Source organism: Methanosarcinales archaeon, from assembly GCA_014859725.1.
GTDB lineage: Archaea > Halobacteriota > Methanosarcinia > Methanosarcinales > Methanocomedenaceae > Kmv04.
In genome coordinates, this window is sequence record JACUTQ010000052.1 from 1 (window position 1) to 13,355 (window position 13,355).

At 40.9% G+C, this 13,355-nt stretch carries 15 protein-coding genes and 1 pseudogene; 13 read left to right on the top strand and 3 right to left on the bottom strand.

What is annotated here, in order from left to right; translation table 11 throughout:
• The first annotated feature begins 372 nt into the window (after positions 1-372).
• The 6 genes from IBX40_06035 (at position 373) to IBX40_06060 (ending at position 5,583) form a co-directional block, all read left to right on the top strand.
• Positions 373-597 carry a DUF433 domain-containing protein gene (locus IBX40_06035; GenBank protein ID MBE0523874.1) on the top strand — a complete coding sequence of 75 codons (225 nt, stop codon included), beginning with the start codon at positions 373-375 and terminating at the stop codon, positions 595-597.
• Positions 594-968, top strand: coding sequence for a DUF5615 family PIN-like protein (locus tag IBX40_06040; GenBank protein ID MBE0523875.1), 375 nt, complete (start codon positions 594-596; stop codon positions 966-968). Before IBX40_06035 ends, IBX40_06040 begins: the two co-directional genes overlap by 4 nt.
• A gap of 339 nt (positions 969-1,307) precedes the next feature.
• The gene (locus tag IBX40_06045) at positions 1,308-3,458 is read left to right on the top strand and encodes an ATP-dependent DNA helicase (GenBank protein MBE0523876.1); all 2,151 of its coding nucleotides are present in this window, start codon (positions 1,308-1,310) and stop codon (positions 3,456-3,458) included.
• Positions 3,459-3,559: 101 nt separating this feature from the next.
• Positions 3,560-4,078, top strand: a complete 519-nt coding sequence (locus IBX40_06050) for an amino acid-binding protein (protein MBE0523877.1) — start codon at positions 3,560-3,562, stop codon at positions 4,076-4,078.
• Positions 4,075-5,085, top strand: a complete 1,011-nt coding sequence (locus IBX40_06055) for a homoserine dehydrogenase (protein MBE0523878.1) — start codon at positions 4,075-4,077, stop codon at positions 5,083-5,085. The genes IBX40_06050 and IBX40_06055 overlap by 4 nt, the downstream gene beginning before the upstream one ends.
• Positions 5,086-5,106: 21 nt before the next feature.
• Positions 5,107-5,583: a pseudouridine synthase gene (locus tag IBX40_06060; GenBank protein MBE0523879.1), complete on the top strand. Its 477-nt coding sequence runs from the start codon at positions 5,107-5,109 to the stop codon at positions 5,581-5,583.
• Between the two features lie 13 nt (positions 5,584-5,596).
• Here the strand turns inward: IBX40_06060 and IBX40_06065 are convergent, their stop codons facing one another.
• Positions 5,597-5,980: a hypothetical protein gene (locus IBX40_06065; protein ID MBE0523880.1), complete on the bottom strand. Its 384-nt coding sequence runs from the start codon at positions 5,978-5,980 to the stop codon at positions 5,597-5,599.
• 180 nt (positions 5,981-6,160) lie between these two features.
• Complete coding sequence (locus IBX40_06070; GenBank protein MBE0523881.1) at positions 6,161-6,619, bottom strand: Lrp/AsnC family transcriptional regulator; 459 nt, start codon at positions 6,617-6,619, stop codon at positions 6,161-6,163.
• Positions 6,620-6,871: 252 nt separating this feature from the next.
• On the opposite strand from IBX40_06070, the gene pdxS reads away from it, so the two are divergent.
• From pdxS to IBX40_06105, 7 genes and pseudogenes are all read left to right on the top strand, one after another.
• Positions 6,872-7,768 carry a pyridoxal 5'-phosphate synthase lyase subunit PdxS gene (pdxS, locus tag IBX40_06075; protein MBE0523882.1) on the top strand — a complete coding sequence of 299 codons (897 nt, stop codon included), beginning with the start codon at positions 6,872-6,874 and terminating at the stop codon, positions 7,766-7,768.
• Positions 7,769-7,849: 81 nt separating this feature from the next.
• The gene (locus IBX40_06080; protein MBE0523883.1) at positions 7,850-9,175 is read left to right on the top strand and encodes a 4Fe-4S binding protein; all 1,326 of its coding nucleotides are present in this window, start codon (positions 7,850-7,852) and stop codon (positions 9,173-9,175) included.
• Positions 9,176-9,460: 285 nt separating this feature from the next.
• Positions 9,461-10,741 carry an ATP-binding protein gene (locus tag IBX40_06085; GenBank protein MBE0523884.1) on the top strand — a complete coding sequence of 427 codons (1,281 nt, stop codon included), beginning with the start codon at positions 9,461-9,463 and terminating at the stop codon, positions 10,739-10,741.
• Positions 10,742-10,991: 250 nt separating this feature from the next.
• On the top strand, positions 10,992-11,084 hold the full coding sequence (locus IBX40_06090; GenBank protein ID MBE0523885.1) for a type II toxin-antitoxin system HicA family toxin: 93 nt from the start codon (positions 10,992-10,994) through the stop codon (positions 11,082-11,084).
• 189 nt (positions 11,085-11,273) lie between these two features.
• Positions 11,274-11,477 carry a hypothetical protein gene (locus tag IBX40_06095; GenBank protein ID MBE0523886.1) on the top strand — a complete coding sequence of 68 codons (204 nt, stop codon included), beginning with the start codon at positions 11,274-11,276 and terminating at the stop codon, positions 11,475-11,477.
• A 77-nt stretch (positions 11,478-11,554) separates the two neighbouring features.
• Positions 11,555-11,876, top strand: a pseudogene (locus tag IBX40_06100) (GDP-mannose 4,6-dehydratase).
• Positions 11,877-11,903: 27 nt separating this feature from the next.
• On the top strand, positions 11,904-13,145 hold the full coding sequence (locus IBX40_06105) for a flippase (protein MBE0523887.1): 1,242 nt from the start codon (positions 11,904-11,906) through the stop codon (positions 13,143-13,145).
• On the opposite strand, the gene IBX40_06110 is transcribed toward IBX40_06105, so the two are convergent.
• Positions 13,125-13,355 (bottom strand): glycosyltransferase family 1 protein (locus IBX40_06110; protein MBE0523888.1); only part of this gene is annotated, 231 nt, incomplete at its 5' end. The two genes, IBX40_06105 and IBX40_06110, sit on opposite strands and share 21 nt — an antisense overlap.

Here is a 13,355-nt window from a genome sequence, read left to right on the forward strand (position 1 = left end):
TGCCAGAAAGGTAGCTCCTGAAATAAAGTAGGGAAAAACGCCATCTGGATAGTATATGAAGATGATGGAATAATTGCTGAAGACCGATGACCGATGATATCATCAATTGATGAAATCGTCTCCTGCTAAGGGACAATGCCAAACGAAAGCCGCCTACGGGAAATCTGTACGGGCGGTTTGATGATGAGGAGGAGGCCGTAAGGCCTCTTCTTTACTCTACCGAAATTGAAGATTTATGCTCGAAAAAGTAAGTATCTACTGATACAATTTTTCTGATCCTTGAATTTAGGCGCACTTTACTGTTAAAATAAAAAGAACTCGAAAATTGAACCAATGCCGTATATATTCTAGAAAAACATAAAATATCATAATATGAGCCTTAATAGAATCACAATTGACCCTGAAGTAATGTCTGGCCAACCTTGCATTAGAGGCTTAAGAATACCAGTACCTTTAGTGTTAAGATTGCTTGCAAGTGGCAAGACAATCCCACAGATATTGGAAGATTATCCAGAGTTAGAAGAAGAAGATATTAGACAAGTGCTTAGTTTTGCTTCTTGGGCTACGTCTGAAAAGACACTTCCGGTGACTGCATGAAATTTCTTTTGGACATGCCCTTGTCCCCAAAAACAACCATTTTTCTTAAAGATTTAGGATATGAAGCAATTAGAGTCAATGAATTGGGTATGGCAAAATCAAAAGATAAAGAAATATTTGATTATGCCTCCGAAAAAGATATGGTCATATTAAGTGCAGATTTAGATTTTGGAAATATTTTGGCATATACTCAATCCAATAAACCTTCGGTTGTAATTTTTCGGTTACAAGATCCATCTCCAGAGCATGTTAATTCACTATTATCATCTAATCTTCATCGTATCAATGAAGATTTAATGAAGGGTTCTATTGTAATTATTGAAGATTTTGAAATTCGTGTGCGAAAACTACCAATAATAGAGGAAGAATAGTCTAATGAAAATGAGCATCCATTAGATGCCTCGTTTTTCTAAAACTAGGTCGTTGACTGGCCTGCCTTGAAGCGTAAAAGAGAATGAAAACAACCTGGACATTGGAGAAAAGAAAGTATGTCTCATAAAGGGTAAAAATCCCGCCGCCCGGGTCTGCTCTTGGGTGAAGTAAAAAGAAGTGCGGCATCGAGAGGTGCTGTGCAGAGTTCCCTGATATCGGCAACTGCAGCTCGAAGTGTATGCGAACTATACCAGTATGCTATCGTAATTTTTTGTCACCGTATGATGTTACGATTAAATTCCAAACCATATTTAAGTTGTAGCGGGAATCTTGTTATAATGTCTTCAGATTATATGAGATTTTTCCCAAAACCCACATGTTATCCGAACCAGAAAGAAGCAATGGAATCCATTCATAAAGCCCTTCTGGATCAGAAAATAGTGCTATTCGAAGGTGCCTGTGGAACCGGTAAGACCCTCAGTACACTGGTCCCAGCCATTGATGTTGCACAAAAACTTGGTAAAGTAGTAATAATTGCAACAAATGTTCACCAGCAGATGCAGCAGTTTATTGAAGAATCAAGGGAAATAAAACAAAAGCAGGATATCAAAGTAGCAGTTCTGAAAGGCAAGAAACACATGTGTCCCAGGGAAGAGGAATCTGAAACATGCAGTGTCCTGAAAGAAAATACATATGAGCTCATCAATAAAGAAAAAGAATCTGCTGACTTAAGAGAGCAACTGAATAAGGAATCAAAATTTGATGAAAATTCTGGCAAATCCCTGAAACCTGAATTAGATAAACTTGAAAAACATATCCGGGAACTGCGTGATAGGTACTGCAGCTACTTGTATGGTGTGGTGAAATCTGACATGGATGATTTTTCTGCCTGGTATTTTGAAGATGTACGCACTACAGAGGAAGTAAACGAATGGGCTTATGAAAGGGATATGTGCGGATATGAACTCATGAAGCGCCAGATGGTCAATGCTGATCTGGTCATCTGCAATTTCCATCATATCCTGAATTTTAAGATCCTGGCAAATTTACTCGGCTGGATGGACAGGAGTGTAGATGATGTAATAATGATCTTTGATGAGGCCCATAATCTTGAATCTGCGGCCCGGAGTCATTCTTCATTGAATTTGCCAGAATACAGTCTTCAGCGGGCATTTGAAGAAGTGACAGCTAATGAGGCAATCAGTAAAAAAGATTCATACCGAGTCAAAGATCTGGAGAATCTATTCAAGCTTATTTATCAACATTTGAAGGATATCTATGAATCAAGACTGGAATTTGGGGAAAGGGAACGAATACCCAACACATGGAAGGATGTGACAATATGCGACCCCAAACGCAGGGATGATTATTTCCTGCAACGTTTGCTGGAACAAATAGAAGAGGCGGGAATAACGGACCTTTATGAACTCCTGGAAGAAGCTGCAGCATTGGGTCGGTATCTGGATGCTTTTTATAAAGAACAATATAGACAGGGTCACTCCAGCAGGAAAAAGAACTCTCAGTTGCTCCGCAGCGCAGAGTTTTTCATGTTTTATTTAGAACATGCTTCTGATCTGGTATATTATCCTATGTTAAATGTAAGACGAAAGGATAATGAACTGGAAGGCAGGATCGAGCTCGTTTCGTGCATACCTAAAAATGTTACTGCACCAATTTTTTCTTCCTTTTATGTATCAGTCCTCATGTCGGCAACACTTCAGCCTTATCCGGTTATGAAAGCAAAATTAGGCATAACCCGACCCACAATAGAGATCGCTTATGGCATTACATTTCCTGAAGATAATAGATTAACCATAGCCATTAATTCACAGCCTCTTTTTGCTAAAAAAAGAGACGATCCCGGCACTATACAACAGGTGACAAAGATACTGAATGATATTATCCAGCATACTGACGGTAATGTGCTGGTATTTTTTCAAAGCTACCACGAAGCTAAAATGTATAAAGACCGCATCACATCAAAAGAACCAGTTTATTTGGACGAGATAGGAATATCTTCCAGGCAAGTAAGGGATGATTTCTTCAAAGTCGGGGAAACCGGTAACAAAGCTATCATTTTTTCCTATCTTTGGGGTACATTGACCGAAGGAGTGGATTATAAGGATGGACGGGGCAGGGCAGTAGTAATTGTCGGGGTCGGGTACCCGGCCTTAAATGATCGAATGCGGGCCATTGAAGCAGCATATGATCATGAATTTCCAGGAAAAGGGTGGGATTATGCAATTCAAATACCTACAATCAGGAAAGTGAGGCAGGCGATGGGACGAGTAATTCGATCACCCTCTGATTATGGGGCCCGTATTTTACTGGATGGGCGATATACATCCATTTCAACCATACGCTTGAAAAAATATTCTGTATTTAATGCTTTTCCCCCCCGGGACAGGGATGAAATAATTGATGTTGAACCTGATAATGTAAAATTCTCTTTAATGAACTTCTTCAATGACATGAAAAGTCATCAATGATAAAAAAATCAGATACACAAAACCCTTATTACCAAATAAGGAGTAAATGAATGAGATTTACCCGACTTAAATTATCATAATCAATTCAGGAACATATTCTTATGATCGTTTCAATGGACCTTGAGCTAAAAGACATACCTGGACAGCTGGTACAGGCACTGATCCCTCTTTCGAAGTTCGGGGCTAATATAATGAGCGTGATACACCATCACGATGAACGTACACCAAGGGGAAATATACCTGTACAGGTCGTATTCCAATTAACTAATAGCAAGCTTAATGATATCATTGATAAACTGGAAGAAGTCGGGGTCCGAATTGCCAGTATTGATAAAAAACATCTTTACGAAGAGATAACGGTAATACTTATTGGCCATATTCTCCACAGTGATCTGGGTGACACTATTGACCAGATCGACAGGACAGGCTTTGCAGAAGTGGTAAACTTATCAATCTCAATGCCCGGTATCGATGAGCCTTCTTCAGCTTCGCTGGTCATAAATGCGGTCGGCCTGCAAGAACTCCGGGAAGCACTTGGTATATTAAAACGAGTTGCCAGGGAAAAAAACCTGTTGGTAATTGAACCCATAGAAAAGGATTATCCACAGGTGTATAAATGAAACCTATGAGGCTTTCAATAATAGGATTTGGAGCTGTGGGTCAGGGAGTCGCACGGGCATTAATAAATAAACTTGATGAACTAAAGAAATCAGGGATCGATCTTAAGGTTGTGGCAATCTCTGATAGCCATGGTTCGTGTATTAATCCAAAAGGAATTGATCTGGAAGCTGCTCTGCAGCGAAAAGTTGAAACCGGGTCAGTTGCCACCTCTAAAATATCATCTATTGAAGTTATCAAAAATGTTGAACACGAACTGATGATCGATGTAACCCCGACAAATATTGATGATGGTGAACCAGGACTCTCATATATTCTTGAAGCTTTTAAAAAGGGACTGCATGTGGTCACCTCGAATAAGGGGCCCCTTGCCCTAAAATACGGGGAGCTGTGCCATGAGGCAAAAAAGAACAGGGTACAGTTCAGGTTTGAAGCAACCGTGGGCGGGGCTATGCCCATCCTGAACCTGGCAAAAGATGCACTGGCAGGAAACAGGATCATCGGTATAGAAGGTATATTGAACGGTACATGCAATTACATACTAAGCAGGATGTTTGAGGAGGGTTTGCCCTATAAACATGTATTGGGGGAAGCACAGGAACTGGGTATTGCAGAAACCGATCCAACCTACGATGTTGAGGGGATCGATACGGCATGCAAGCTGGTCATCCTGGCAAATTCCATATTTGGTATGGATGTAACTTATGATGATGTAGAGATTACAGGCATTACAAAGATCACGGCTGAGGCCCTGATGCTGGCAGGTGCTGAAGGGATGGTGATCAAACTAATCGGTGAAGTGCGGGATGGTGATGATGCAATATTGTGCGTAGCGCCCAGGCTGGTGCCAAAATCCCATCCATTGGTAGTTGGAGGGACATTGAACGTAGCTCTTCTTAAAACAGATATGGCCGGCCCTATCAGTGTAACAGGCAGGGGCGCCGGTTCACTGGAAACTGCCAGTGCAATACTCAGTGACGTTATTGCTATCTATAAAAGCAGTTCATAATTAATTCGAATTACTATACTCATGTCCATCTCCAATCAATTGAAAAGGGTCCGGATCATTGCAGATTTCCAGTTCGGACGAGGTACAGGTGAAATCCTGTTTCCCGAAGGTTCTGAGTTTATGTTATCCAGGACAAAAAGGATTCGGCAAATTACTTTTAAAAGAAAAAGGATCGCCACGATCCGTGCAAAGGATGGGCTTTTAACATTAAGTATGGAAGGTGCCCAGCGTATCCACAGTTTTCTCAAACCACCAGGATCAAGGGTGACAGTAAATTCTGATTCAGTCCCATTTGTACTTCAAGGTAAAACCGCATTTGCCAGGCATGTAATAAAAGCGGACCCTGGAATTAGAGCAATGGATGAAGTGCTGGTAGTGGACGAAGCTGATAATCTACTGGCAACTGGACAGGCTGTTCTGTGCGAAGCTGAAATGATGGACTTTTCAAGAGGTGGCGCTGTAATAGTACGTAGTGGTGCTGATCAGGATAAGATATAGGTTTCTAACAGGATTAGACAGAGATAGTGATAATGAACTCACAATAGTCATCATCATGGCATTTTTTCTCTTTTTGCATAAACCTGGCGTTTTGATTAATTGCTTGTGCCATTCCTCTAAAATAGTTTTTACACACATTTGTACTTGGGACAATGCTGACAAGAATATCACTTAATGGACATTCCTTTATTATAAGGGATGCTGAATTCCTATTTTCTGATATGAACTCTGTGTCTATTCCATTTAACAGACACACCATTTCCATGGGTTGAAGACAGGACTTTGCATCGTCATCTTCAATATTAATACTTTTAACCAATTGAATTGCATCTTCTTTACCCAATTCATAGCAAACATCTTCGACAATTGGAAGGGTCTGGGTTTGAAATCTGCTCATCAGCCTCGACATTGCTTTAGACAATATTCGATCATTTAGAAGACTGCCTTCCCACTTGGATTTGGAGGACATTCCGACCAGTTTCTAGTTTCTGGCAAACCGGTCTCTTCTCTCTGTTTTCCTGCTGAGCATTTGTTTTTCCCCACTCATCTATGATTTTAATGCAGAATACGGATAATGTTATTTTCTCCCATCAATCAAAATATTACAAATTTCTTCTTTGTGTCTTTTTGTAGTAATCAAGCTGCTGGACCCTAGTACGCCTTCCATTTCATTAAGGTTACACAGCACGTTATTTTTCAGTGAATTAATATCAAAAGTCCGTACCTTGATCAACAGATCATAAGGTTCCAGCAGTTCGTATATTTCCAGGACATCTTCGATATTTTTTAGTTTATTAATAATATTTACTCTTTGACTTGAATCAATGTTAATCCCAATAAATGTTGTAATATTGAGATTAACTTTTGTGGGATCGGCTATTATTGTGAATTTTTCAATTATCCCGTCAGCTTCAAGGCTTTTTATCCTTTTATGTATAGTAGAAGTAGCAACATCCAGTTCTTTTGAAAGATCTGTACTGTGCATACGTCCATTTACTGAAAGAAATTTCAGAATAGCAAAATCTAGCCGATCCATGAGTGCTATTTATAACAATCTACACTGATATAAAAATTTCGAATAATCTAGGAATTACGAAACATCTTACACAGAACATGATAAAACTTGACATTTATTTTCAACAACTACTTGGAATTCCAATATATTATTTTTAATAGTGAAAAGCAAGATTTATCATAATATATATATGCTAAATTCAACTTTTAACAATAAAAAACAAAACATAAAGATAATAGATATGAATACTATTTAGATTGCAGGTTGATGTAAATGGAACTTGAAAAATTACGACATGGCACTGAATTATTAAAACGTGGGTTTGCCCAAATGCAAAAAGGGGGCGTTATTATGGACGTGACAAACCCTGAAGAAGCACATATTGCTGAAGATGCGGGTGCTGTAGCAGTCATGGCTTTACATATGGTTCCCTCCGACATTAGAAAAGCAGGTGGAGTGGCCCGGATGGCTGACCCGCAGATTATTGCTGACATCATTGATGCAGTTACGATTCCTGTTATGGCTAAGGCACGGATAGGCCATTTTGTTGAAGCAGAAATACTTGAAGCTCTGGGAGTAGATATGGTGGACGAATCAGAAGTGCTCACTCCTGCTGACGTTAAATATCATATTGACAAGAGAAATTTCACGATTCCCTTTGTTTGCGGAGCCAGGGACCTGGGCGAAGCATTGCGCAGGATACATGAAGGCGCAGCTATGATACGCACGAAAGGCGAAGCAGGCACCGGTGATGTGGCAGAGGCCGTACGTCATATGCGGCAAATCAATGAGCAGATCGGGAAGCTGAAAGGTCTTGATAGAATGGAGATCGAAAGAGTAGCCCGTGAGATCGAAGCACCTTCAGAACTGGTGTTGGAGACTGCCGAGCGACAGCGCCTTCCAGTAGTCAATTTCGCAGCAGGCGGGATAGCCACACCTGCTGACGCGGCATTAATGATGAAACTGAAAGTAGACGGCGTGTTCGTAGGCAGCGGTATCTTCAAGTCAGAGAACCCGCCCCTGATGGCTTCTGCTATTGTGGAAGCTGTCAACAATTTCGATAAACCTGAAATACTGGCAGAGATTTCAAAAGGTCTTGGAGACTCTATGAAAGGTATTAGCTTTGGCAGCATCCCGGAGGAGGAGATCCTGCAGACCCGCGGGTGGTAGACAGCCGCCCATTTTCTTTTTTATGATTAAAATAACTTACACTAAATTTATATATTTTTTCCAATATAAAAGGCCTGACAAATGTCTGAAGATGCTAAAACATATCCTGCAGACAGCGGTCTTGACGTCACAGTTGACATGGATGTTCAGGATTCCCATATAGTTTATACCCAGACCGCTGGTAATTCTAAAAAAACACTTGACTATGATTATAAGAGGTGTAACGGCTGCGGGATATGTGTCGATATCTGCCCTTCCCAGGCAATTGAAGCTGGTCCGCTATTCGAGATAGCTACAGGTATGGATGCACCTCCTGTAATATTTGACCAGACTAAATGTACTTTCTGCGGGATGTGTGCCAGCTTCTGCCCTGTTAGAGCTGTCAGGATGAATATTGACGGCGAGGATATCCTTGAACTTGATGATTTTCCAAGGTTGGATTCAAAAGTTGTCATCAATGAGAAGTGCCTTCCCTGTCTGTTATGCGAAAAAGCATGTCCTGAAGAAGCTATTAAGCTGGAGCTTACGTTCCCGAAAAAAGAAGATGTGGCACCCTTCAAGGAAGGGCAGGAAGGGGAGATCGAAGTGGATATGGATAAATGCAACTTCTGCGGCCTGTGTGCTGATCTGTGTCCGGCATTCGTCCTTGTTGAGAGGCAACCAACCCCTGATAATCCGGTACCCTTCCAGGACCTGCTGGTCGACCTTGCGAAATGCGATTATTGCAGGATATGCGAGGATTTCTGTCCGGAAGATGCCATCAGGGTGAAAGGGAAACTGGAGGCTCCGGTCCCCGAGATCAGTGGTACCGTTACCATTGATGATGATAAGTGCACAAGGTGCGGGTGGTGCAAGGCAGTCTGTCCATATGAAGCAGTGGATATTGAGAAACCCTTTGAAGGTGACATTGAATTAATTGAGACAAAACTGACCGAATGCGATCCGGTAGGATGCCACGGGTGCTTTAACGTGTGCCCCTCCCATGCATGGTATATCCCTGCAGATAAAAAGATAGATGTGGTGAAGGAGTTTTGCATTAATTGCGGGGCGTGCGAGAAGGCCTGCCACGTATATGCAATAGATGTGAACCGTTCCGGCATCAGGCATACCAATATTAACGAACTGCCCTGGTCAGAACAGTGGAAGGAAGCCATTGAGGCAGCAAAAACTACAAACAGGTCACGACCCGATACCAGCCGCAGGATCGATATGGATGGAAAGGACATTGCTAGCCGGGAGGTACATGAGATCGCATCCAGGGAAGAGCATGAACTTCGTCCCCAGGTATGCGTACGGTTAGATGACCTGCTGTCCATATTCGAGGATACAAAGACCAGGTATGAATGGGAACGGGGTAAGAATAGTGCAGTTAAAAAGAGATTTGAAAGGAACTCAGGTACAGTTTAATATGAATAATAGATTTTTTCTAAGAATGTAGAACTATCGTTATCATTCATCTTTATTAATTCCCCTCAACAGCCGGATTTTTCCATCCCACCACACAACCTGTTCCATGTGCGTTTCATCTCTTTTTCCATGTTCCGATCTCGGATCGTTACTATTCATAATGAATACAGCCTCTGGATTTCTTTTGTTGTTGTTAAAATCAGAAGTCTGGTGTAAGAAATTCTGAGATGGTTACTGAATCATTACAAAATATTTAAGTATGACTCATTATGTCTAATTACCGGTATGAAAGGGTTGGAGAGTTTTGACCTGCAAAGCCATGGAGTTACTGCAAGGCAATATGTTCTGGGTCGGAGAAATGAAGGTTTAAATTCAGGTTTACTCAAAGTAGGGCGGTACCTTGCCATAGATGGGTCTACCGGATCTGATGTTTACATCGACTGCCTGGGACCCCATGTTGTCCTTATTTGCGGGAAGCGGGGGTATGGCAAATCATATACCATGGGGACAATGATCGAGGAGCTGGCACTGCAGGAGCCGCCAGTTTCTGATAATATTGCATCTGTCATCGTGGACAGTATGGGTATCTTCTGGACATTATCCAACGCCAATACAAAAGAAGAGACAAGCCTTTCAAAATGGGGTCTAAAACCCCAGGCACTGAATATACAGACCTTTGTTCCAAAAGGCAGCCAGGATAAATATGCAGATATGGGAATAGAAGTCAAAGGTCTCACCATTGCTGCCAATTACCTGTCTGGGTCTGACTGGTGCACCTTGTTCAGGGTCAGTTCAGTACATCCTTTGGGAGTGCTGATCACCAGAATTATCCAGGACCTAAATGAAGAGGGTGATGGTTTCTCTCTTGATGAGATGTTAGATTGTATCGATTCAGACCTTTATGCTGATCATGATACCAAACTGGCAGCACGTAATTATCTTGGAGCTGCCCAGGGTTGGGGACTGTTTGAAAAGGAAGGACTGGATATCCACGAGATCATTCATCCCGGAGGAACTTCGGTGATAGACTTGAGCAGCTTATCAGATGAAGTAATTCAGTCTGTAATTGTGGAAATAATTGCCAAAAGAATTTATCAGGAGCGTATACATGCCCGCCGCCAGTATGAGATCAACAAGATGACGGGCAGCAGTGACACCACAGTTCCTATGGTCTGGATGTTCGTAGATGAGGCCCATCTATTCTTACCCCAAACCGGCAGCAATCCGGCAGGGTATGTACTGGTCAATGAATGGCTCAGGCAGGGCAGGCAGCCCGGACTGTCACTGATACTGGCAACCCAGCGACCATCTGCCCTACATCCGGACGTGCTAAGCCAGAGTGATATCATGATATGCCACCGGCTGACATCCCAGGATGATATCAGTGCATTGGAAAGTATCCGCCCTACATATATGCAGCGCGGTATCGCTGATTCTATACGCAAGATGGGTAAGGGAAAAGGAGTGGCATTTATAGTAGATGACACGTCTGAAGCTTCCCATGTGGTCCAGATGCGGCCGAGGTTAAGCTGGCACGGTGGGGATGAGCCGAGTGCGATGGGATAATATACGAGTCATCCCCAGGGTTCGATTAAAAAAAGGTTTCGTCGGCTTTCCTGCCGCCCCTTCTCCCCTTCACTCTCCCCGGTGCCCCCTCACGAACTGCTCCACCCCCTCTTCTGTTAAGGGGGCTGGGAAGCGCTTTTCGATTATTCTGGTGGGATTTGGGGATGGAGTGAAGATGGATGCTTGGGTGGATGTTTGTAGGGGGGTTCTGCCTGAAATATAATTTTGATGTTATTTTAATATTGGAGGTATGGGCAGTCATCAGCAATACAAGCATCATTCAAAACCGGGAAGAATAACAATCGCTGGTCATCCAAACGATGATTTAGCCTCGGGTACTTAAAACAGTATCCTAAAAAAAGCAAAATTGAAAGAGGCAGAATAAGATGTATCGTTTCCTTATTGTGATTGAAAAAGCAAATAATAATTATTCAGCATATTCCCCGGATTTGACAGGTTGTGTTGCTACAGGTACTATTCGTGAAGATGCAGAACGAAATATACACTAGAAAATGGCAATCAAATCATTGTATTGCTTGATGCCGGCATACTCTACGGAGGAATACAAGGTTTCGGTCATTTTATATTAATCACGGGATTAGATAACAACAATATCACTTATCATGATCCCGATATTCCAGATGGTCAAAATGCAAAATGTAGTATTGATAGGTTTATACAGGCATGGTCAGCTTTAAAATGCTTGGTAATCAAAATTCAAAAGGTGAAACAATGAAGTCAAGAGAAATGTATGAAACTGCTCAGGAGTACCTTATAGAAAATATTGGAAATCACGTATCTGCCGGAGATGTGAAGGTGTATGCATACTGGGCGTGTGTGAATTACCGGGAAAGTTATGATATGCATGTGAGTAACGGTATTCTGTTCAACCATGAATCCCCCCGGCGTGCAAAACGCGATTGGGGTTTTTGCAGGCGATTATGTTGATGCTATGTGGTGCTGGGAAAAGTATGTGGTTATTGATCCTAAGTTTGTTCGACCGGCAGAGATACAGTTATTGCTCGGAGATGCATCGAAGGCTAAGAAGGTTCTCGGATGGGAGCCTAAGGTGCGGTTTGAGGAGCTTGTGAAGATGATGGTTGAGGCGGACGTTGAGCGATTGGGGGAAAAATAATTTTTTCGGCTGTAAGGAATCTTGGGAATGAGTGATACTACTCGCCGCATCGCAAAAAATACGGCATCCTTGATGATGGCCGAGATGGTAAGTAAGGGCCTTTCATTTCTATTAATAATTTTAATTGCGCGCAATCTTGGTGATGTTACATTTGGTAAATATTCATTTGCATTTGCATTCACGTCACTTTTTGCTATATTCGCTGATTTTGGTTTATCTACGCTTACTATTCGTGAGGTGGCACGAAATCGAGAATATGCGGGCAAGTATCTTGGAAATATTTCCCTGATAAAGTTTTTACTATCAATTATAACCGCAATATTTATACTGATTTCAATAAATCTTTTAGATTATCCTTCCGACACAATCCTAGCAGTATATTTTGCTGGTGCGTATGTAATTGTTAATTCGTTCAATCAATTTTTAAGGGCTTTTTTCAGGGCTTTTGAACGGATGGAATATGAAACATTTACTCGCATTGCAGAAAGAATAATATTATTTATTGCAGTTGCTTCAATGTTGCATTTTGGATATGGTTTAGTTCCGGTAATATCTGTGTTTTTTATTGTCTCTGTATTCAACTTGTTTGTTACAGTTTTGTTGGTGTTAAAGCGTTTTGTGAAACCAAGTTATGATATTGATCTTAAATTTTGCCGTGAAATTATAAAAGAAGCCATACCATTTAGCCTTGCAATAGCATTTTCGGCAATTTATTTTAGAATTGATACAGTCATGCTCTCACTTATGCAAAGCGATAATGTTGTAGGCTGGTATTCTGCTGCATATCAGATTCTTGAAGGTGGCACATTAGTACCTATTTCCTTTGTTTCTGCCATATTTCCTTTTTTTTCAAAAATGCATAACAATCGCGAAAAGCATAAAGCAGCATTTCTGAAAGCATTTAAGTACCTATTCATATTAGGTTTTTTTATTTCTAGTTTTATGACACTATATGCAGATTTTATAATATCCTTTTTATATGGTGTAGAGTTCCTCTATTCAATAGATACCTTGAAAATACTGAGTTGGGCCTTATTTTTGATATTCCTTGAATATTTATTTAGCCAATCGTTATATGCGATGAATATGCAAAAAATAAATATGTATCTAATGGGAATATGCATGATAGTAAATATTTTATTGAATTTAATTTTAATTCCCATTTTTAGCCACAATGGCGCTGCCATTGCAACTTTATTCACAGAACTTGTTCTGCTTGTATTGAGTTTTGTTTATGTGAATAGTAAATTAAAGTTTATCACTTACTAAATCATATATCTTAGATGTTTGTGATGCGCAATTTTCCCATGTGAATTTCGAAGATTGTTGTAATCCGCGTTTAATCAACTTTTTTTTCAATTCATTGTCAGATAATATGTCTATTATAATATTTTTTAAAGATTCGACATCGTTTGGATTTATTGTAATACCTGCATCTCCTGCAAGTTCGGGAAGGGACGATACATTTGAAGTAATAAC

Coding starts and splice junctions, on each gene's coding strand:
- IBX40_06035 (MBE0523874.1), top strand. CDS start 373: ATGAGCCTTAATAGAATCACAATTGACCCTGAAGTAATGTCTGGCCAA.
- IBX40_06085 (MBE0523884.1), top strand. CDS start 9,461: ATGAAAGGGTTGGAGAGTTTTGACCTGCAAAGCCATGGAGTTACTGCA.
- IBX40_06090 (MBE0523885.1), top strand. CDS start 10,992: ATGGGCAGTCATCAGCAATACAAGCATCATTCAAAACCGGGAAGAATA.
- IBX40_06050 (MBE0523877.1), top strand. CDS start 3,560: ATGATCGTTTCAATGGACCTTGAGCTAAAAGACATACCTGGACAGCTG.
- IBX40_06105 (MBE0523887.1), top strand. CDS start 11,904: ATGAGTGATACTACTCGCCGCATCGCAAAAAATACGGCATCCTTGATG.
- IBX40_06080 (MBE0523883.1), top strand. CDS start 7,850: ATGTCTGAAGATGCTAAAACATATCCTGCAGACAGCGGTCTTGACGTC.
- IBX40_06060 (MBE0523879.1), top strand. CDS start 5,107: ATGTCCATCTCCAATCAATTGAAAAGGGTCCGGATCATTGCAGATTTC.
- IBX40_06055 (MBE0523878.1), top strand. CDS start 4,075: ATGAAACCTATGAGGCTTTCAATAATAGGATTTGGAGCTGTGGGTCAG.
- IBX40_06070 (MBE0523881.1), bottom strand. CDS start 6,619: ATGGATCGGCTAGATTTTGCTATTCTGAAATTTCTTTCAGTAAATGGA.
- IBX40_06040 (MBE0523875.1), top strand. CDS start 594: ATGAAATTTCTTTTGGACATGCCCTTGTCCCCAAAAACAACCATTTTT.
- IBX40_06045 (MBE0523876.1), top strand. CDS start 1,308: ATGTCTTCAGATTATATGAGATTTTTCCCAAAACCCACATGTTATCCG.
- pdxS (MBE0523882.1), top strand. CDS start 6,872: ATGGAACTTGAAAAATTACGACATGGCACTGAATTATTAAAACGTGGG.
- IBX40_06065 (MBE0523880.1), bottom strand. CDS start 5,980: ATGAGCAGATTTCAAACCCAGACCCTTCCAATTGTCGAAGATGTTTGC.